This window comes from Paenibacillus silvae (assembly GCF_014639235.1).
GTDB lineage: Bacteria > Bacillota > Bacilli > Paenibacillales > Paenibacillaceae > Paenibacillus > Paenibacillus silvae.
Genome location: NZ_BMFU01000008.1, coordinates 216608 through 237142, shown reverse-complemented (window position 1 = coordinate 237142; position 20535 = coordinate 216608). Strand labels below are relative to the sequence as shown.

General features: G+C 46.6%; 19 protein-coding genes. 11 read left to right on the top strand and 8 right to left on the bottom strand.

Translation table 11 applies throughout. The features are described 5' to 3' along the window. Positions 1 to 30: 30 nt before the first annotated feature. The 8 genes from remB to IEW26_RS22840 form a co-directional block, all read right to left on the bottom strand. On the bottom strand, positions 31 to 279 hold the full coding sequence (gene remB, locus IEW26_RS22875) for an extracellular matrix regulator RemB (RefSeq protein ID WP_090923610.1): 249 nt from the start codon (positions 277 to 279) through the stop codon (positions 31 to 33). 13 nt (positions 280 to 292) lie between these two features. After that, complete coding sequence (gene recF, locus IEW26_RS22870) at positions 293 to 1405, bottom strand: DNA replication/repair protein RecF (RefSeq protein ID WP_188594033.1); 1113 nt, start codon at positions 1403 to 1405, stop codon at positions 293 to 295. Positions 1406 to 1464: 59 nt separating this feature from the next. Further along, complete coding sequence (gene yaaA, locus IEW26_RS22865) at positions 1465 to 1680, bottom strand: S4 domain-containing protein YaaA (protein WP_282446313.1); 216 nt, start codon at positions 1678 to 1680, stop codon at positions 1465 to 1467. A 16-nt stretch (positions 1681 to 1696) separates the two neighbouring features. Continuing rightward, positions 1697 to 2839, bottom strand: a complete 1143-nt coding sequence (dnaN, locus tag IEW26_RS22860) for a DNA polymerase III subunit beta (protein ID WP_111272517.1) — start codon at positions 2837 to 2839, stop codon at positions 1697 to 1699. Between the two features lie 232 nt (positions 2840 to 3071). Further along, complete coding sequence (dnaA, locus tag IEW26_RS22855; protein ID WP_111272516.1) at positions 3072 to 4418, bottom strand: chromosomal replication initiator protein DnaA; 1347 nt, start codon at positions 4416 to 4418, stop codon at positions 3072 to 3074. 721 nt (positions 4419 to 5139) lie between these two features. Then, positions 5140 to 6687 carry a gluconokinase gene (gene gntK / locus IEW26_RS22850; protein ID WP_188594032.1) on the bottom strand — a complete coding sequence of 516 codons (1548 nt, stop codon included), beginning with the start codon at positions 6685 to 6687 and terminating at the stop codon, positions 5140 to 5142. 97 nt (positions 6688 to 6784) lie between these two features. Next, positions 6785 to 8146: a GntT/GntP/DsdX family permease gene (locus tag IEW26_RS22845; RefSeq protein WP_188594031.1), complete on the bottom strand. Its 1362-nt coding sequence runs from the start codon at positions 8144 to 8146 to the stop codon at positions 6785 to 6787. 229 nt (positions 8147 to 8375) lie between these two features. Continuing rightward, positions 8376 to 9050 carry a GntR family transcriptional regulator gene (locus tag IEW26_RS22840; protein WP_188594030.1) on the bottom strand — a complete coding sequence of 225 codons (675 nt, stop codon included), beginning with the start codon at positions 9048 to 9050 and terminating at the stop codon, positions 8376 to 8378. A 528-nt stretch (positions 9051 to 9578) separates the two neighbouring features. On the opposite strand from IEW26_RS22840, the gene rpmH reads away from it, so the two are divergent. The 11 genes from rpmH (at position 9579) to IEW26_RS22785 (ending at position 20531) form a co-directional block, all read left to right on the top strand. After that, positions 9579 to 9713 carry a 50S ribosomal protein L34 gene (gene rpmH / locus IEW26_RS22835; protein ID WP_019914530.1) on the top strand — a complete coding sequence of 45 codons (135 nt, stop codon included), beginning with the start codon at positions 9579 to 9581 and terminating at the stop codon, positions 9711 to 9713. Between the two features lie 200 nt (positions 9714 to 9913). After that, complete coding sequence (gene rnpA, locus IEW26_RS22830) at positions 9914 to 10264, top strand: ribonuclease P protein component (RefSeq protein WP_111269861.1); 351 nt, start codon at positions 9914 to 9916, stop codon at positions 10262 to 10264. A 74-nt stretch (positions 10265 to 10338) separates the two neighbouring features. Continuing rightward, positions 10339 to 11217 (top strand): YidC/Oxa1 family membrane protein insertase, encoded by an 879-nt coding sequence (locus tag IEW26_RS22825; RefSeq protein ID WP_111269860.1) that lies wholly within the window; start codon positions 10339 to 10341, stop codon positions 11215 to 11217. Next, complete coding sequence (gene jag / locus IEW26_RS22820; protein WP_188594029.1) at positions 11214 to 11918, top strand: RNA-binding cell elongation regulator Jag/EloR; 705 nt, start codon at positions 11214 to 11216, stop codon at positions 11916 to 11918. Before IEW26_RS22825 ends, jag begins: the two co-directional genes overlap by 4 nt. A 167-nt stretch (positions 11919 to 12085) precedes the next feature. After that, positions 12086 to 13462 (top strand): tRNA uridine-5-carboxymethylaminomethyl(34) synthesis GTPase MnmE, encoded by a 1377-nt coding sequence (gene mnmE, locus IEW26_RS22815; protein WP_188594028.1) that lies wholly within the window; start codon positions 12086 to 12088, stop codon positions 13460 to 13462. Between the two features lie 142 nt (positions 13463 to 13604). Then, positions 13605 to 15494 carry a tRNA uridine-5-carboxymethylaminomethyl(34) synthesis enzyme MnmG gene (gene mnmG / locus IEW26_RS22810; RefSeq protein ID WP_111269857.1) on the top strand — a complete coding sequence of 630 codons (1890 nt, stop codon included), beginning with the start codon at positions 13605 to 13607 and terminating at the stop codon, positions 15492 to 15494. Next, entirely contained in the window at positions 15494 to 16216 is a 723-nt protein-coding gene (gene rsmG / locus IEW26_RS22805; RefSeq protein WP_111269856.1) for a 16S rRNA (guanine(527)-N(7))-methyltransferase RsmG, read from the top strand. Before mnmG ends, rsmG begins: the two co-directional genes overlap by 1 nt. A 411-nt stretch (positions 16217 to 16627) precedes the next feature. Further along, a complete protein-coding gene (gene noc, locus IEW26_RS22800; protein WP_111269855.1) occupies positions 16628 to 17446 on the top strand; it encodes a nucleoid occlusion protein in 819 nt (272 codons plus the stop codon). A 190-nt stretch (positions 17447 to 17636) separates the two neighbouring features. After that, positions 17637 to 18398 carry a ParA family protein gene (locus IEW26_RS22795; RefSeq protein ID WP_111269854.1) on the top strand — a complete coding sequence of 254 codons (762 nt, stop codon included), beginning with the start codon at positions 17637 to 17639 and terminating at the stop codon, positions 18396 to 18398. After that, positions 18391 to 19239 carry a ParB/RepB/Spo0J family partition protein gene (locus tag IEW26_RS22790; protein ID WP_188594027.1) on the top strand — a complete coding sequence of 283 codons (849 nt, stop codon included), beginning with the start codon at positions 18391 to 18393 and terminating at the stop codon, positions 19237 to 19239. Before IEW26_RS22795 ends, IEW26_RS22790 begins: the two co-directional genes overlap by 8 nt. Positions 19240 to 19376: 137 nt before the next feature. Further along, positions 19377 to 20531, top strand: a complete 1155-nt coding sequence (locus IEW26_RS22785; RefSeq protein WP_188594026.1) for an aminotransferase class V-fold PLP-dependent enzyme — start codon at positions 19377 to 19379, stop codon at positions 20529 to 20531. The last annotated feature ends 4 nt before the right edge of the window (positions 20532 to 20535 follow it).

The window sequence follows — 20535 nt, the reverse complement described above, 5'->3', positions numbered from 1 at the left end:
GCAGCACCGAAGCTCTCTCCTGCAACAACACTAGAGATCAGGAAAATGGTGAGCACGCTTCTTGAGCGTAGCGGAGGAAATCGGTGAATAATACACGATGTTTTTCGTCACTACAATGGACTTTGCTTCCTCTTCGCCGATATGCTCAACGGTTTTTTCCTGTTCGGCATGTGTAACGTACTGCTTCGATATTTTTGAAGATTTTTCAATGGATATATCAAAAATAGCTACCAGTTCGGAAGAACGGATGATTTTCTCTCCGCCCAGATGAATGTACATAAGCCATCACTCCTTAGCGTTCCACCTGTCCGGCATGAACGTGATAAATACTGGCATCTTTAAGCTTGTCAACGTTTAGGCTCTCAATTCCCGTAGCGGTAATAAAGGTCTGTACCTTGCTTTGGAATGTTTCAATCAGTTGGGTTTGGCGAAAAGGATCGAGTTCGGATAACACATCATCCAGCAGAAGAACCGGATATTCTCCGATCTCTTCATGAATCAGTTCAATTTCCGCAAGCTTAAGAGACAACGCTGTAGTGCGCTGCTGCCCTTGAGAGCCATACGTTTGTACTTCCCGTTCGTTAATGAAAAAGGACAGGTCATCCCGATGCGGCCCACTTAGCGTTGTGCCTCGGCGAATCTCCTGCTCTTTCATTTGTGATAATTTTATCATAAATTGATCCATTAAGACAGCTTCATCTTCCTCAGCCGCCTCGCTGAAGGAGGGAAGGTAGGCCAGGCGCAGGACTTCACCGCCTCCGGTGATGCCCTGATGTATCGTTTCAGCCCACTTTTGCAGTTTCTTTATGAATTGTTTCCTTTTTTTGACGATTTTAACACCATGCTCTGCCAGCTGCTCGTTCCAGATCTCCAGCATCGTCTGGGCAGATGCTCCTTGGCCCCACAGCTGCTTGAGCAGATTGTTCCGCTGCACCAGCACCTTTTGATACTGCTGCAGGTGGTACAGATAACCTGGAGCCACTTGCCCGATCTCCATGTCAAGGAACCGGCGGCGTACCCCCGGTGTGCCTTTGACGATCTCCAGATCCTCGGGAGCAAACATCACCACATTGAGTGACCCGACAAAATCGCTTAATTTTCGCTGCTCCAGCCCGTTGATTTTTGCTTTTTTGCCTTGCTGCGACAAGGAAAGCTCCAGTTTGACTGCTCCGTATTTTTTGTCGACCTCAGCTGTAAGTCGTGACCGGTCCTCGCCAAATCGGATCAGTTCCTTATCCCGGGAGGTGCGATGGCTCTTGGTGAGTGCAAGCACAAAAATAGCCTCGGCCAGATTGGTCTTGCCTTGAGCATTTTGTCCAATCAACAGGTTGACGGGACCAAATGAATCCAGCTTCAGATGTTCATAATTGCGGAATTGCTGCAACTCTATGCTGTTCACAAACACGCGGTAACCTCCCTTTTTTCCCGTCCGTCAGGAGGCAGCCGGATTGCACCCTGGTTTTTCTATTCGGCAACCACTTCAAATGTGCCTTCTCCGTCCACCTCTACGATATCCCCAGGGTATAACTTCCGTCCACGACGTTCCTCAGGCTCTTTATTCACACGTACAAGCCCTTCCTGCAGTATCGCTTTGGCCATGCCTCCAGTGGGGATGCAATCTGCAAGTTTTAGAAATTGGTCAAGCTTGATGTATTCCGTACGGATGGATACTTGTTTCATCATGATCTTCCTTTCGTTAATTGGTCGTCCGGTAAGGCAGGATGACGTACAAGCTGTGACTGTCGTCCAGCGGTTTAAGGATGATCGGGCTCATGACACCGGTAAAGGCAATCATCAACTGCTCACTTTCCACAACTTTCAGCACATCGAGCATATATTTGGAGTTAAACGAGATTTTGAGCGGATCACCCGTAAATTCAGCAGGCTCAATCTCTTCTCTTACCTTACCAAGCTCAGAGGAGCTGGAGGATATTTCAATCGTGCCGGAGTCCATCGTCTGCATACGAACAATGTTTGTTTTTTCCTCACGCGACAGCAAATAAGCCCGGTCAATCGATTCACTTAACTTTTTTGTGTCCAAAACAAGTTCTGTTTTGTAGGACGTTGGAATAATTCTAGAAGTATCCGGATATGTTCCGTCCAAAATGCGGGAATAGAACAATACGCGGTCAATTTTGAACAATACCTGATTGTCTGCAACAACGATATCCACAAGTGTATTCTGATCTGGCACAATTTTGCTCAGCTCGTTCAACGTTTTACCCGAGATAACCACATTGTTGAAACGGATGCCCTCTGCATTATCCAGCATTGCCGAGCGTGTAGCAAGACGGTGACGGTCAGTTGCCACAAATTTCAACTCGTTATCCGCCAGACTCCATAATACCCCTGTCAGAATTGGTGTTGTTTCATGGGTAGAAATAGAAAATACCGTCTGCTTGATCATATTTTTAAGCAGATCGCCAGGAATGGATACAGTTTGATTCTCTTCAATGCTTGGCAACACCGGGAACTCCTCCGGGTCCAGACCAACGAGCTGAATCTCGGTAGCGCCTGCGGAGATAAAGGTGTTGAAATTTTCTTTGACCTCCATATGGACTTCCTGCGAAGGCAGCTTTTTGATGATCTCAACGAAAAACTTGGCTGGCAGCACAACGCTTCCTGGCTGCTCCACCTGAACCACACTTTTGTCTCCCTCTTCAAGCGGGATAAATGACTGAATGGATATATCCGTGTCACTTGCTGTCAACGTCACACCTTGGTGATTCACGTCGAATTTGATACCGCTCAGAATGGGGATCGTCGTACGACTGGAGATCGCTTTGGATACTTGCTGAATGGACTCGTTAAGATAGCTTTTCATTATGCTGATTTTCATGATTTCACTCCTAGCGGATTTTTTGGATTGAGCCTGTTCTGGTTTGGTCTTGAAAAGGTGTTTATTGATAGGCCGAAGGCCGTGCTTTGCGACGGCTTTTTGGAGAAGATATCTTTAGATCTTTATAGTAATAATAGTAATAGGGGCACTGAATATGTGGATAAGTAGGGTTAAACCCATAAAATTAAGCCTATCCACATGTGTACACGTTGTGCATAGGCTTGGGACTTGTTCAGGTTGGATTCTTAATTTTTTCGGTTAAGTTGTTGATAACTTTATAGAGATCCTGATCGTTCTTGATCGCTTGAGAGATCTTTTCATGGGCGTGAATGACGGTGGTATGATCTCGTCCTCCGAAAGCTTCCCCGATTTTGGGCAGAGAAAAGTCTGTCAGTTCTCGAGAGAGATACATTGCAATCTGTCTCGGGAAAGCAACAGCTTTTGTCCGTTTCCGTGCTTTGAAGTCTTCAAGCTTGAGGCTGTAATACTCGCCGACCTTTTGTTGGATGTCTTGAATTGTGATCATTTTGGGACGGCTGGAAGGAATGATGTCCTTCAAGGCTTCAGCGGCCAGATGGGAACTTACGTCCTGATTGGTCAGTGAAGAGTATGCAACGACACGAATGAGCGCCCCTTCAAGCTCTCGAATGTTCGTATCGATCTGGTTAGCGATATACATCATCGCTTCATTCGGAATATCTAGGTTCTCCGCACGCGCCTTTTTACGCAAAATGGCAATCCGCGTCTCCAGATCCGGAGGCTGAATATCCGTAATCAAACCCCACTCAAACCGGGAGCGCAGCCGCTCCTCCAGGGTTGGAATTTCCTTCGGTGGTCTGTCGCTGGAGATGATGATCTGCTTCCGTTCCTCATGCAGCGCATTAAACGTATGGAAAAATTCCTCTTGCGTTGATTCTTTTCCGGCCAGGAACTGAATATCATCAATAAGCAGAATATCTACGCTCCGGTATTTGTTGCGGAAGCTTTCCCCGCGATTGTCCCGGATCGAGTTAATGAATTCGTTCGTAAATTTCTCAGATGACAAATAAACCACCTTGCTGCTCGGGTCATGCTCCAAAATATAATGTCCTATTGCGTGCATCAAGTGGGTCTTGCCAAGTCCAACTCCTCCATACAGGAAAAGAGGATTGTACGCTTTGGCGGGCGCTTCAGCGACCGCCAGCGATGCGGCATGGGCAAAACGGTTGCCCGGCCCGATGACAAAGGTATCAAACGTATATTTTGGATTCAGCATGCTGAGCACCGCTTCTTCCTGAACGACCGTTGGCGTAGGCGCAGGCAGCTGAGGGTCTGGCTCTACTGGCTTGTTCTCTTCGATGACAAATTTCACATCGACCTGTTTGCCAAGCAGCTCATAGACCGTCGAACCGACCAGTTTGGTATAACGGCTCTCCAGCCATTCGACGGCAAACGTGGTTGGGGCGGAGATCACAATCGTCTGATCATTTAGCTTGGTTGCTTTCGTTGCTTTGAACCAGGTGTCGAAGCTGGGTTTGCTGAGTTTGTTTTGTATAATTGATAAAATTTGCTGCCATAAATCAGAAGTATGGCTGTCCACAGACTGTCACTCCTTTTACATGTTCCAAGTGTGGCTTAAGCCATGATGCAGTGTCGAAATACGAGATATATTGCCGGAATTTATCCCCAAACCCCCGCAGGTCAAAAACAAAAAAAGAATGAACAACGGAAAATTGTTCACAACTTTATCCACAGGCTGTTGATAATATTATAGGTCAGATCACATATTCACATCCAAAAGTAATACAATCATAGCAAAAGAAGCCCCGCATTTCAACGTATCGCGAGATTTTATCCACAAATTCAATAACTTGTGTATAATTTTTAATCACAACACAATATATTGTTTATAAATTGTTTAAGTTTCGACAGAATGACCCAATAGGCCAAATTATTTTATACACAGGATATCCGTCGAAAGATGCGGGTTTGTGTGTAAAAGTGATCCGGGGATGTGAATAACCTCGTTGTGGATAAATTGAAGATCGCGATGAACTGATCAGATCTAAAATGAGCCAAAGCATGGTATGTGCCTTCTACCTCATATGGTGTCTACAGTAAAAGTATGATGATTTTCATAGTTATTTTCGTTCAAATAATATCTATATTGATTGGTCAGGATCGGGTAAAGAGGACGTATTTTGAAAAAAAAGTAGGCTGCATGGTGCAGGACACAGGTGTCTGTATAAGAGTGAGGTAGGAAAATAATGAAAAAGAGGAAGGCCCCGCAGCCGGTTTTGGGCTGCGGGGCCTTCCTCTTTTTACATATGAGGCATAGACATTTTGCGTTGGAAAGCTGCGATATCTGTATATTCCTCTTCCAGCTTGCGTGAAATACGAATATAGATTGGCAGCAGCTCCCGATAGATGGAGGCATGCTCTTTGATCGGTGTGTGCCGGTGAGTTGTACCTACCATAGAGGAGACGGCGTGCAGGGACTTGATTCGTCCTGTAGCATAAAGGCCGAGCACAACAGCGCCGAGACAGGAGCTTTCGAAGCTTTCAGGTACAACGACCTCTTGATTAAAGATATCGGACATCATCTGCCGCCATAATGGAGAACGTGCGAACCCGCCGGTAGCCTGTATCGAGGTTGGCTGTCCAATCTGCTCCTCCATGGCCAGCAGAACGGTATAGAGATTGAAAATTACGCCTTCAAGCACAGCACGAATCATATGCTGCTTCTGATGGTGAAGTGTCAGCCCAAAGAACGAGCCGCGGGCATCCGGGTTCCAGAGCGGGGCGCGTTCGCCCGAAAGGTACGGATGAAACAGCAGTCCTTCAGAGCCTGGCGAGACACGCTCCGCAATTTTGGTCAGAACGTCATAGGAATCTATGCCAAGACGCTTGGCCGTTTCCACTTCGGATGCAGCAAACTCATCCCGTACCCAGCGGAACAGCATGCCACCGTTATTCACAGGTCCGCCTACAACCCACATATTTTCGGTCAGGGCGTAACAGAAGGTCCGGCCTTTCGGATCGGTTACAGGGCGATCAACGACGGTGCGAATCGCTCCGCTGGTGCCAATGGTTGCAGCGACAACACCTGGTTCAATCGCGTTGACACCAAGATTGGACAATACCCCGTCACTTGCGCCGATGACAAAGGGCGTAGAGGGGGAAAGGGCCATTTTTTCAGCCAATTCGGGATGGATTCCCTCTATTGTATAGGTGGTTGGTACAAGCTTTGACAGATGATTGGCCGTAATGCCTGCAAGATCAAGAGCTTCCTTGTCCCAGTCCATCTGCTCCAGGTTGAGCAGCCCGGTGCAGGAGGCAATGGAATGATCGACAACATATTGTCCGAACAGGCGGAAGAACAAATACTCTTTAATCGAAATGAATTTTGCCGCGCGCTGGAACAATTCAGGCTCATCATGGCGCAGCCACATCAATTTGGTCAGGGGTGACATCGGATGAATGGGTGTGCCTGTACGCAGATAGATCTGATGGCCAACGCCATTTTCCTGCAGCTTGGTCGCCCAGGCTGCGCTGCGGTTATCAGCCCAGGTGATGCAGCGTGTCAGCGGCTGATGCTGCTGATCCATGGCAATGACACTGTGCATGGCCGAGCTGCAGGATACGAAGAGAACCTGATCAGCCGAAATCTGGCTCTCGCTCATCACGCCGCGTACCGAGCGAATAGCTGCCTGCACGATCTCTTCGGGGTCCTGTTCCGCAACATCCGGTGCAGGAGTGTAGAGTGGATACTCCTGAGTGGAGGTCGTAATCACCTCGCCTTGCTCTGTGAATAACACGGATTTGGTACTGGTAGTGCCGATATCCATTCCAATCATATAGTTCGTCATTGAGAGATCCCTCTTTCTTAAAGAACTGAGAACCTATTGTTGAAGAAAGGACTGCAGGAGAACTGCAGTCAAACAGATTTACACGTATATTTTAATTTTACACCACTGTGCTCAGCAGCAAAATAAAGAGCAGTCCAACAACGGAGAGTAGTGTTTCCATAACGGTCCACGTTTTGAGTGTTTGAGCAACGCTCATATTAAAGAATTCCTTGATCATCCAGAAGCCTGCATCATTGACATGGGACAGGACGAGAGAGCCTGCGCCCGTAGCAAGTACAACCAGCTCAATATTGGCTCCAGGTGTCAGCGTAAGCACGGGGGCTACAATACCTGCCGCTGTAGTCATAGCAACCGTAGCTGAACCGGTAGCAACGCGAATGAGGGCAGCTACAAGCCAGGCGAACAGAATGACATTGATGTTGGCATGTGTGGCGAATTCGGCAATGGCATTGCCCACGCCGCTATTGATCAGCACCTGCTTGAATGCGCCGCCGCCGCCGATGATGAGAATAATCGTTGCAGTGGGTGCCAGGCATTCGCTGGTGAAACGGGATATATCATGTTTGCTGAATCCGCGCGCAAAGCCGAGTGAAAAGAGGGCAAAGACAACAGCGATTAGCAAGGCAATAATTTCATTACCAATAAATTCACTGAAAACGGTAAAGCCGTTTGTTGCTTCAGGATCAACGATATTTGCGACAGAGCCGATGAGCATGAGAATGACGGGAAGCAAAATAGTGAACAGGGTAATGCCAAATCCGGGCAGATTGCTGTTCTTCTTGGCTGAGAACTGCTCAGCGAGCTCCGCTGGCGGTTCGGTATGAATTCTTTTGCCGATAAATTTACCGAAAACAGGTCCAGCAATAATCGCTGTAGGAATACCGACCAGCAGGGAGTAGAGAATCGTTTTCCCCAGATCCGCGTTAAAGGCTTCGATTGCAATCATAGGGGCCGGATGCGGCGGAACAAGCCCGTGTACAGTTGAGAGACCAGCCAGAATAGGAATTCCGATCTGAAGCAGGGACATGTTCGTTTTGCGGGCCACGGTGAAAATGATCGGAATCATGAGAATGACCCCAACTTCAAAGAAAACGGGAATGCCAACAATAAAACCAACAATCATCATCGCCCAGTGCACGCGTTTCACACCGAAACGGTCCACCAGGGTCGTAGCAATCTGCTCGGCTCCGCCGGATTCGGCCATCATCTTACCAAGCATGGTGCCGAGTCCAATGACGATGGCAATTGTGCCTAATGTACCGCCAAGACCTCCTGTAATGGAGGATATAACATCCGCAGGTTTCATTCCCGTTAATAAACCAAGCATCAATGCAGATAATAGCAGGGTAATGAACGGGTTCCATTTATATTTAGAGATTAACAGAATCAGGAAGATGATGACGATCAACGTCCAGACCAGCAGTGTCGTATTATGGGATAGTCCGAAAATAGTGCTCATGGTGAGATTACTCCTTTGTCTGAGTTATAAACAAACGCTTACAAATCGTCGTAACGACACATAACAGCTATCTGCTTGAAGCAGTACGATTAAAAATCATGCAGAGATTATCATGCCCTAAAAAGTAAAAATATCGCATTTTGTATACTTGTCGACAAGTTACTTGCAATCATTCACGGCGGATTGATTGCGAGTTCTCCTTATCAAAGCTGCTTGCTGAGAAGCTCCATTAAAATTCAAAGCTTTCGTGCAACGTTTGACCCGAGTCTTTGAAATAGGTGCGAACTCCAGTCTGGATCAGAAGTTTATCGCCTGATTCCAGTGCTGCTGCAAGCGATCGATGCTTCTCCACTACAGCGCTTACTTTGCCCTCGCCTTGAGCGAATACCCGGCGTGTGGTCAGCAGCATGACCGTCATCACGACATATCTGATGCTCTTCCACAAATGCGAAATGCGGGTATGTCCGGCCGCTTCAATAATGGTCTCATGAAACGTAAGATCCTGATAGGCAAATTCGACAGCATCATGGTGCTTGCCGGCAAGCTGCATTTTGTCGATAATGTTGCGTAGCTTCGTTATCAATGATGGGGGTACTTCGGCAGCCAGTCTCTGCTGCACAAAGCTTTCAATGAGAAAGCGAACATCGTACAGCTCCTCGACATCCTTCATATTCAAGCCCAGGATCACAACACCCATCCGTTCAAGGCGAATCAGACCTTCATTAGACAACGTTCTCAGCGCTTCGCGAACAGGCGACCGGCTGCTGTCGAAATCAGCAGCAATTCGATTTTCCGACAAAATTTCTCCAGGCCGAAGGGTTCCGCTAATAATTCTCAGCCTTAATTCGCATGCTATGGCCTCACCGCGGGATGCTCCTTGAAGCCAGGAAGATGGAAACTGCATATGGCTAACGCTCCTAAAATTAAGTAATTCGTACAGTTACTTATCATAACACATGGTGAGGCCGCCGCCGAAAAAAGCAATAAGTATACTTGTATACAAGATGTTTTTTTATCCTACACCTTTCTTAAAAACTTGTAAACCTTATCTTTAAAGCGGATACAAACCGATACTGTTTAGCAATTTTGAACTAAATATTCTTTATCCACATGTGAATAACTTTAAACAGGGAGAAAAATAATGAGTGCTTCGCGAGAGGTGTGGATAACCTGAAAGAGGCTTAACACGGCGGTTATCAGTTCTTGCTGGGGATAACTTTTGGCCTTGGTTTGGTCTAATGAATAGTAGGCAAAAGAGCGGGCTGGATTAAGACAAGTTTTAAATGCTGGAAAGCGTATGAAAAAGAGGGAGCAAGGCGGTGCATTTCAGTTGACTTTTCCAATTGAACGTGGTTAAATATATAAAGGTGTTTTCTGTGAAGATGAAAATGATTCATCACATAAGTATTTCCTTGTAAGGAGGTGCAATACATTGAGACCTACATTCAAACCGAACGTTAGCAAACGTAAAAAAGTTCATGGTTTCCGGAAAAGAATGAGCACGAAAAACGGCCGTAAAGTTTTGGCTGCACGTCGCCTGAAAGGCCGTAAAGTCCTGAGTGCTTAATGCATGTGAAGACCACCGAGGTGGTCTTTTTTTTCTTAAATGAGAGTTTTACACCTGGATTTTGTTTCCCTTTGGTTGGAAACTTACCTTAATATATATTTGTCGCCTGGGCGGTTTACCGTCGTTCAAGAAAGCCTATACTAAATCAGTAATGATGCCTCCGTCAATAACGTGGATGGGGGACAGCAAGGAGAAGCGCCGTGTATAAAAGATTGCGTCTGCGAAACCGGGCGGACTTTAGCCGCGTATATCGCTATGGAAAATCGTTTGCCAATCATCAGTTTGTGGTGTATGGATGCCGCCGTAAAGATACGGAGCAATTCCGGGTGGGCGTATCATGCAGCAAAAAAATCGGAAACGCTGTCGTGCGTAACCGGATGCGGCGCATGATCAAGGAAATTGTACGTCACCATGAGCAAGAGATTGTTACGCAGATGGACCTGATATTCATCGTCCGCAAAGGTGCACTTGATATGCCTTACAAGGAGATGGAAAAAAGTCTGCTCCATGTGCTGCGTAAAGCCTCTCTGCTGAAGTCGTGCAAGCGGTAAGCTTCGGTTTATTTGTCCTCCTAATTATGGTATGATTTACGGTGGAATGGAATGGTTAAGAGAGGGGTTATGAAGTGTCGCGATTGAAGACATCTAAGGGGAAGTGGATTCTCCTCATTGCAGTCATTGCAATGGTCACTGTACTCGCCGGTTGTACTCCGCAAGGTGCAGGGGTTACAACGGAAGATTTGAAGAATAGTGATTCATTCTGGCAAGCCAATGTAGTGTACTGGTTCTCACTGGCGCTGGATACATTCGCCAACTGGTTTAACGGTGAATATGGATTTGCCGTACTTGTGATGGTGCTAATTGTAAGGACATTGATACTGCCATTAACGTTGAAGCAGGTTCGCAGCTCCAAAGCGATGCAGGCGATTCAGCCGCAGCTGAAGGAGATTCAAGCCAAGTATAAAGATACACCTGAGAAAGTTCAGCAAGAAACGATGAAATTGTTTCAGGAGAACAAAGTCAATCCGATGGCGGGTTGTTTGCCACTTCTGATTCAGATGCCGATTTACATCGCACTTTATAACTCCATTTACGGAAACTCCAGTCTGAGAACCCACGACTTCCTGTGGCTTCAGCTTGGAGCGCCGGATCACCTGTTTATTTTGCCAGTGCTGGCTGCCATCACAACATTCATCCAAACGTGGATGATGATGCGCATGAATCCTACACAGCAAATTGGACCGATGCAGTTCATGCTGTGGGTGTATCCGATCCTGATTTTCGTGATGTCGTATCAGTTCCCGTCAGCGTTGCCGCTTTACTGGTTCTACAGTAATATCTACACCATCGTGCAAAACTATTTCCTTTACCGGAATAATGATAAAGTTGTGGCCGAGGTCAACGTGAAGCAGAACAGCTCTTCCAAAAGCGGAGCTAAACGCAAAAACGGCGGCAGAGCCACTGTCTCTGGGAAAGGGTCGAAAGGGGCCAAAAAATCGAAATGACCACAGTCATTACGTCAGGAAAAACCGTTGAAGATGCTGTAAACCAAGGATTGGCTGAGCTTGGCGTGAGCCGGGACAAGGTCGAGATACAAGTGTTAGAGCAGCCGTCAAAAGGATTCCTGGGTTTGTTCGGGGTAAAGGCTGCCAAGGTTGAAGTCAAACTGCTGCCTGTGCCCGAAGCTGCTTCCGAGCAGCCGATCAAACCAGCCACACCTGAACCCGAGATCGATGCGTTACTTGAGGGTGTAGCAGTCCATAATCCCTATGAAGAAGCGGCTGCGTTTTTGAAAGAGGTTGCGGCAGGTATGGGGCTGGATGTGGAAGTGCATATCAAAAAACAGCGTGATGGTCATATCTTTAATATATCCGGGGAAGACCTGGGCATGATTATCGGTAGACGTGGACAGACGCTGGATGCTCTTCAATATCTGACCAATATCGTAGCCAACCGTTACTCGGAAAACTTCGTGCGCATCGTGCTCGATGCGGAAAACTTCCGCCAGCGCCGGCGCAAAACGCTTGAGGATCTTGCTGAGCGATTGGCTGGACAAGCCATTCGTACAGGCAAGGAAGTTGTACTTGAGCCGATGCCTCCACTCGAACGGAAAGTAATTCATGCCAAACTGCAAAATCACCCGCAGATTAAGACGTTAAGTAAGGGCGAGGAGCCTAATCGGCGTGTGGTTATTACGTTGAAATAACACGCAATTGAAGACGCAATGGCTTCCTGCCCGGTGCAGAAGCCATTGCTTTTTTCGTACCGAAGCATATGAGATAAGGTAATGTACTAATAGAGTTGAATATATGTTGGCATTCTCCGGAATGGGCTGGATGACAACTTCAATATAGAAAGTAGGGAGAGATCACAATGATTAGCGATACGATTACTGCCATATCTACAGCGGTCGGTGAAGCCGGTATTGCTGTTATTCGCGTCAGCGGTCCAGATGCGGTGGCAGAGACGGAAAAGATTTTTCGCAGCAAAATTCCTTTGACCCAAGCAGAAAGCCATACGGTTCATTACGGTCATATTATAGAGCCTGCGAGCGGGGAGAAGATCGAAGAGGTGCTGGTAACCGTGATGCGTGCGCCTCGTTCATTTACAACAGAGGATGTTGTCGAGATTAGTGCGCATGGCGGAGTCGTATCAGTTAAACGGGTGATGGACCTCCTTCTGCAGCTTAATATCCGACTCGCTGAGCCTGGTGAATTCACGAAACGTGCATTCCTAAATGGACGGATCGACTTGTCTCAGGCGGAAGGTGTAATGGACCTTATTCGTTCGAAATCGGACCGAGCCTTCTCGGTAGCATTGAAACAGGTCGAAGGCAAGCTGTCCTCCAAGCTGCGCGATCTGAGACATACATTGGTTGAGACGCTTGCCCAAATCGAAGTAAATATCGATTATCCTGAGCATGATGTGGAGTCATTAACATCCGAATTTATTAAAGAAAAATCCAGCCAGGTTATGGGTGAGATTGATAAATTGCTCACCACGGCTGAGCAGGGAAAAATATTGCGTGAAGGCATTACTACAGCGATCGTTGGACGTCCTAACGTGGGTAAATCTTCATTAATGAATACACTAGCACAGGATAATCGGGCCATTGTTACAGATATTCCAGGCACGACACGCGATGTCATTGAAGAGTTCATTACGATTAACAATATTCCGTTAAAGCTTCTTGATACAGCTGGTATTCGGGAGACGATGGACGTTGTTGAGAAAATTGGTGTGGAGCGTTCCCGTTCCGCTGTTAACGATGCAGATTTGATATTGATGGTTGTCAATGCGGCAGAGCCCCTTCATCAGGATGAGATTGAGCTGCTGGAACAAATCCGCGGTAGACAATCAATTATCATTATGAATAAAATGGACTTAACGCCACAGATTGACCGTGACGTGCTGCTCCGTTATATTCCTGAGGAGCGGCTTGTTCCGATGTCGGTGAAGGATGATCTGGGTGTCGATCGATTGGAGGATGCCATCTCCACGTTATTCTTCAGTGGCAAGCTGGAATCTGCAGATTTGACCTATGTCAGCAATGTTCGTCACATTGCGCTGCTCAAAAAGGCAAAGCAATCGCTGGTGGATGCTTATGAGGCTGCAGATCAGTTTGTTCCTATTGATATGATCCAGATTGATGTTCGTCTGGCGTGGGAGCAGCTTGGAGAAATCGTGGGAGATACAGCGCATGATGCCTTAATTGATCAGATTTTCTCCCAGTTCTGTCTAGGAAAGTAAATCATTATACCACCTGTTCATTGAAAGGGTCGTGTATGATGGGAAGGTACAATCTCTGACCGTTGTCAAAGGATGGAATGATGTTGTTGCCAGGAAGTGTTGGTTTCATATAGATAGCAGTGAAATAAGGAGGTAATTACACATGGCTTTTGATGGCGGCAGTTATGATGTCATTGTCGTTGGAGCAGGGCATGCCGGGGTAGAATCAGCTCTTGCAGCAGCCCGCATGGGTTCCAAAACGCTGATGATTACGATCAACCTCGACATGGTGGCTTTTATGCCTTGTAACCCATCTATTGGGGGACCGGCTAAAGGGCACGTCGTACGTGAGATTGATGCACTTGGTGGAGAAATGGGGCGGAATATCGACAAAACCTTCATTCAGATGCGGATGCTGAATACGGGGAAAGGTCCTGCTGTTCATGCGCTGCGTGCACAGGCTGATAAATTTTCTTACCAGCATACGATGAAGGAAACGATGGAGAAGGAGCCTAATCTGACGATGCGTCAGGGGATGGTGGACCGTCTGATCGTGGAAGATGGTCAGTGTGTCGGAGTGGTTACTCAAACGGGTACAGAATATCGTGCCAAAGCGGTAGTGCTGACTACAGGCACATACCTGCGCGGTAAAGTGATTATGGGAGAACTGATGTATGAGAGCGGACCAAACAATCAGCAGCCCTCCCTTAAATTGTCGGAGCATCTGCGTGAGCTGGGCTTCGAGCTTGTCCGTTTCAAAACGGGTACACCACCACGTGTGCATAAGGATACGATTGATTTTAGCAAAACCGAAATCCAGCCGGGTGATGATGAGCCGAAGTTCTTTTCCTATGAGACAAAATCTTCGGACAACGAGCAGCTGCCTTGCTGGCTGACATATACATCTGTAGAGACACATCAGATTATTAATGATAATCTGCATCGTGCTCCGATGTTCTCTGGTGTAATTGAAGGAACAGGGCCACGTTACTGCCCATCCATTGAGGATAAAATCGTACGTTTCAGCGATAAGCCGAAGCATCAGATTTTCCTTGAGCCAGAAGGTAAAAATACGTCCGAGTATTACGTTCAGGGCTTGTCTACAAGTTTGCCAGAGGATGTACAGCTCGCCGTTCTTCGATCTATACCTGGTATGGAAAAAGTAGAAATGATGCGTAACGGTTACGCGATTGAATATGATGCGATGGTGCCAACCCAATTGTGGCCATCACTAGAAACGAAGCGCCTTCCAGGCCTGTTCACTGCGGGTCAGATTAATGGTACATCCGGTTATGAAGAAGCAGCGGGACAAGGGATTATGGCAGGTATTAATGCGGCACGGAAAGTGCAGGGCAAAGAAGCGATTGTGCTTGACCGCTCTCAAGGTTACATTGGTGTTCTCATTGATGATCTCGTTACCAAAGGAACAAATGAGCCGTACCGCTTGTTAACCTCTCGTGCCGAGTATCGCTTGCTGCTCCGTCATGACAATGCGGATATGCGTCTCACCGAAATCGGTCATGATATTGGCTTGATTACGGAGGAGCGTTATGCGGCTTTCCTGGACAAAAAAGCGAAAGTAGAGCAGGAGATCAATCGTCTCAAAGAGGCCAAGGTCCGCCCTGTTGACGTCAATGCGAAGCTGGAAGAGATCGGCTCGACACCAATTCAGGATGGCAGCACGCTGCTGAATCTAATGCGTCGTCCAGAGATTGGTTATGACTGGATTGAGCAAATTTCCCCTTCCGAGGTGGAACTGACGGCTGACATGAAGGAGCAGGTTGAGATTCAAATTAAATATGCCGGTTATATTGAGAAGCAATTGATCCACGTGGAACGTTTGCTGAAAATGGAGAAAAAGAAAATTCCGGACACGATCGTATATGATGAAATTCATGGTCTTGCGATGGAAGCCAAGCAGAAGCTTGCGAAGATCCGTCCAATCTCCATTGGTCAGGCATCTCGTATTGCGGGCGTTACGCCTGCGGATATTTCCATCCTGCTTGTATATCTGGAGCATTATAACCGCGTTACCGCAGCAAGGGGACAATAATGGACGATATTCAACAGCAGCTGCAGCGGCGCTTGAAAAAGCATGGCTTGGAAATCGGAGAACTCCAGTTGGAACAGTTCGAATTATATTATAAAGAGCTTGTTTCCTGGAACGAAAAAATGAACCTGACTGGTATCACAGATCGTGAGCAGGTATACACAAAACATTTCTATGATTCAGTATCGCTGGCATTTTATACGGATATGACGAAGGTAAACAAGCTGGCTGATATTGGCTCGGGAGCAGGATTCCCTGGACTTCCACTAAAGATTTGTTTTCCTCATCTCCAGCTTACAATCATTGATTCATTAAATAAACGCATTGGCTTCCTGCAGCATGTGGTGGATACACTTGGTCTTGAACAGGTAGAGTTGATCCATGGCCGTGCCGAGGAGCTGGGCCGCAAGGAAGGATATCGGGACAGCTATGATCTGGTTACGGCACGCGCCGTAGCCAAGCTGGCGGTACTGAATGAATTTTGTCTTCCTTTTGTGCGTAAGAGCGGTATGTTTGCCGCGATGAAGGGTGGAGACCCACGCGATGAAATGAAGGAGGCAGAGTTCAGCTTTAACCAGCTGAAAGGCCGGGTAAAGGCAGTGCATCCGTTTCAGCTGCCTGTAGAGGAATCAGAGCGTCATATCATTTTGATTCAGAAGTTTGATAAGACGCCGCATAAGTATCCTCGCAAACCAGGGACACCACTTAAAACGCCGCTGGTGTAAGCAAGTATGGACACGATGGATTATAACTAGATTAGTTAAAATAGAAGATGGTAAAGCAGGGAGGATGTTTCACGTGAAACATCCTCTTTTGTTTTATTTTTATCATAAAAGTAGGTATCTATTTTCCCACAATGATCAAAGTAAAGCAGGAAAATTTGCTGGCTTTAAAGAATAGGTAAACATAGGATTATGGAGAAAAAGATGATAGAATAGAATTATCCGATCCTGCATAATCAGTGATCATAGATTAGTTCATATAGATATAATGATAAGCAATTCATATTAGTAAGAGTAAGTGATAATAATGGCATAACTTATTTCAGGAAGTTGAATGTGAATTCTCGCTTATGGAATAAGAAGCACCTGCTGTGCACGCGGGAGCTATTACGAAACTAGGTGGTAATCTACGGAATGAAAGAACAATTCTCGAAGTTGTTTGGTTTGGCGGATCGCAATAACGGAGATGAAGTTAAACAGGTCCCTGTTAATGAAATTGTGAGCAGTCCATATCAACCCCGTACTATTTTTGATGATGATAAAATTGATGAGCTGTTGCAAACGATCAAAACTCATGGCGTCATTCAACCGATTGTTGTGCGTGTTCGAAATGGCTCTTATGAGATTATCGCCGGAGAACGGCGCTGGCGTGCTGTTCGTAAGCTGGGTTTAGAGCATATCCCGGCTATTGTGCGTGAGTTTAATGATTCTCAGGCCGCATCCATTGCTTTGATCGAGAACTTGCAGCGTGAAGGTTTGACCTCCATTGAGGAAGCGGTTGCCTATCAGAAATTGATTGATCTGCATCATCTGACACAGGAGAGTCTGGCGCAGCGTCTGGGTAAAAGCCAGTCTACGATCGCCAACAAAATTCGATTGCTGCAGCTTCCAGAAGGTGTAAAAACAGCCTTGATGGAGCGCAAAATTTCGGAACGACATGCTAGGGCGCTATTGTCCCTTGATACCGAAGAACTGCAGCTGAAGTTGCTGGGCGAGATTATCGACAAGGAATTGAATGTGAAGCAGACGGAGGCACGAGTTGCTTTTTACAAAGAAGCTTCCAAGATCAAAAAGTCCAAACGTATATCATTCACCAAGGATGTAAGGCTGGCGCTTAATACGATTCGTCAATCCATTGATATGGTGACTGGTTCAGGTATGGATATTAAAACTAAAGAAGCTGATCATGAGGATCACTACGAGATCGTTATTCATATCCCTAAACGCAAATAATTGAAGCTTCTAAGGCGGCAATGGGCCGCTTTTTCTGTCTAAACAGTTCAGATGGTGTATGACGTGAAGATGAACAATCGTTTTGTTAAAACGGTAGTTGTTATTCGTGCGCACGATGGCCACCTGCTTATTGTTAACTGTAACTCACAACCTACTAGAAAAGACTCCTATTTTATTTGAGGTGAAGGTATTGTCTAAGATTATGGCCGTAGCAAATCAAAAGGGCGGTGTGGGGAAAACAACGACATCGGTTAACTTGGGTGCAGGACTTGCTTCACTTGGGAAGAAGGTACTGCTTGTGGATATAGACCCCCAAGGGAATACAACGAGCGGAGTCGGAATTAATAAAGCAGACGTGGCGAATTGTATATATGACGTTCTTATTAATGATGTGCCGACTCAGGAAGCGATCGCGGAGACACAAATTGATGGACTTCATATCATACCTGCAACGATCCAACTTGCCGGAGCCGAGATCGAACTGGTATCCACCATATCGCGAGAAGTTCGGTTGAAAAAGGCACTTGCACAAGTGAAAAGCAATTACGATTATATTTTGATTGATTGTCCTCCGTCGCTGGGTATGCTGACAATTAACTCCTTAACCGCCTCTGATTCGGTGATTATCCCTATTCAATGTGAATACTATGCGTTGGAAGGACTGAGCCAGCTGCTTAACACGGTTCGCCTGGTGCAGAAACATCTGAATACTTCCCTTCAGATTGAGGGTGTGTTGTTGACGATGTTTGATGCTCGAACGAATCTCGGTATTCAGGTTATAGAAGAAGTGAAGAAGTATTTTCAGCAAAAAGTGTATCAGACAATTATTCCGCGTAATGTACGGCTTAGTGAAGCACCATCACACGGGCAGTCTATTATTACGTATGATCCCCGATCCCGGGGAGCGGAAGTGTATTTAGAGCTCGCAAAGGAAGTGATTTCTTATGAGTAAGCGGCTTGGAAAAGGACTGGATGCCCTCATTCCTTCGCTTTCAATTAATGACGACGATAAAGTCGTAGAAATCCCGATTAGCCAACTGCGGGCTAACCCTTATCAGCCGCGTAAAGCATTTGATGAGGAAGCCATTCATGAACTGGCCGAATCCATTCGGCAACATGGTGTGATTCAACCGATCATCGTTCGACCTGTGCTTCGAGGATATGAGATTATAGCAGGCGAGCGCAGGTTCAGAGCATCACAGTATTGTGGGAATGCAACTGTTCCGGCTGTAGTTCGTACTTTTAATGATCAGCAGGTTATGGAGATTGCCCTGATTGAGAACCTGCAGCGGGAAAACCTGAATGCAATGGAAGTAGCGGTAGCCTATCAAGGGCTGATGGATCAATTCTCATTAACTCAAGAAGAGCTTTCTGTGAAGGTAGGCAAATCACGTTCTCATATTGCTAACTTTTTGCGGTTGCTGTCTTTACCGGAGGAAGTTAAGGAGCATGTTTCACGTGGAACATTATCGATGGGCCATGCACGTGCCATTGTAGGTGTTAAGGATGAAAGCCTGGTCAAGCAACTGGCCAAACAGTCAATTGACCAGCAGTGGAGTGTGCGTGAGCTTGAAGAGGCTGTACAGCAGCTGGATCGTTCTAAGACAGGTGAAGCAAGGACCAAGAACAAATTAAAAAAGAAGGATCCCTTTATTGATACCTTGGAAGAATCACTGCGTGAACGATTTAAAACGACGGTGAAAATAAAACATGGTCAAAAAGATAAAGGTAAAATAGAGCTCAACTACTACAGCAAGCAGGATCTCGAGCGGTTATTGGAATTGTTGCAATAGCAGCTTGGGTGGTTCGTTACAACATGCAGAGCTACTCATGTCATGACATATCGACTCTGTGTTCTGGAGAAGCGATATGTCATTCTTTGTTTGCGTGAATTCAGCATGGCACCCTTAGGAGCAGAGGTGGTTAGAAAATGGAGAAGATGATATATCTCGATCATGCAGCAACTTCGTGGCCCAAACCACCAGCTGTGGGTGAGGCGATGATGCACGCGCTGGAGTTCGCCGGGGCGAACCCGGGAAGAGGGAGCCATCGCATGGCTGTGCAGGCCAGCAGAGTATTGTTTGAAACAAGGAAAGAAATCGCGAGACTTTTTGCTGTCAACAATCCGAATGATATTGCATTTGGTTCCAATACAACGGAGGCGCTTAATCTTGCAATTCAAGGCTCCCTTCAGCAAGGTGATCATGTGATTGCCACTATGGCAGAACATAATTCGGTTAGACGACCGTTGGAGTTTTTGCGCATGCAAGGTAAAATAGAGGTTGATTATGTACCTGTGGACGCGTCAGGTGTAATGGATCTGAAAAAGATGGAACGTATGTTTCGGAAAAACACCCGTCTGGTCGTTTGTACACATAGCTCCAATCTTCTAGGCAGTATTTTGCCTGTTGGCGAGATTGCAGAGCTATGTCATAAGCATCGGGCAATATTTCTTGTTGATGCTGCTCAAAGTGCTGGAATACTGCCTATAGATGTGGGGCAGCTTGGCATTGATATGCTTGCTTTTCCCGGACATAAGGGACTGCTGGGACCGCAGGGAACAGGTGGTTTATACATTGCTCCTGAGCTGGATGTAAAGCCGTTGCTGCATGGGGGAACAGGTAGTCAGTCTGAAGCACTGGAGCAGCCTAAAGTGCGTCCTGATCGATATGAGGCAGGTACTCCGAATACGGTAGGCATTGCTGGATTAGGAGCTGGAGTGAAGCATGTTCTCGCTATGACACCTGCTAAGATTTATCAGCATGAATGGGAGCTGACACAGCATATTATGGAAGGACTTGCTTCTATTAAAGGTATTCGGATGTTAGGCCCTGAAATTGGACAACCGCGAACAGGATTAGTATCCTTTATAGTGGAAGGATATGATGCTGCTCAACTGGCATTCCGACTGGATCGGAACTATGGTATAGCGGTACGCTCAGGCTTCCATTGCACACCACTGGCACATGAATCTGCGGGTACAACGGGAACTGGAGCTGTTCGAGCCAGTGTGGGATACAATTCGACTCAGGATGAGGCGGATCAGCTGATTCGGGCGGTAATAGAGCTCACCAAGGGGAACTAAAAGG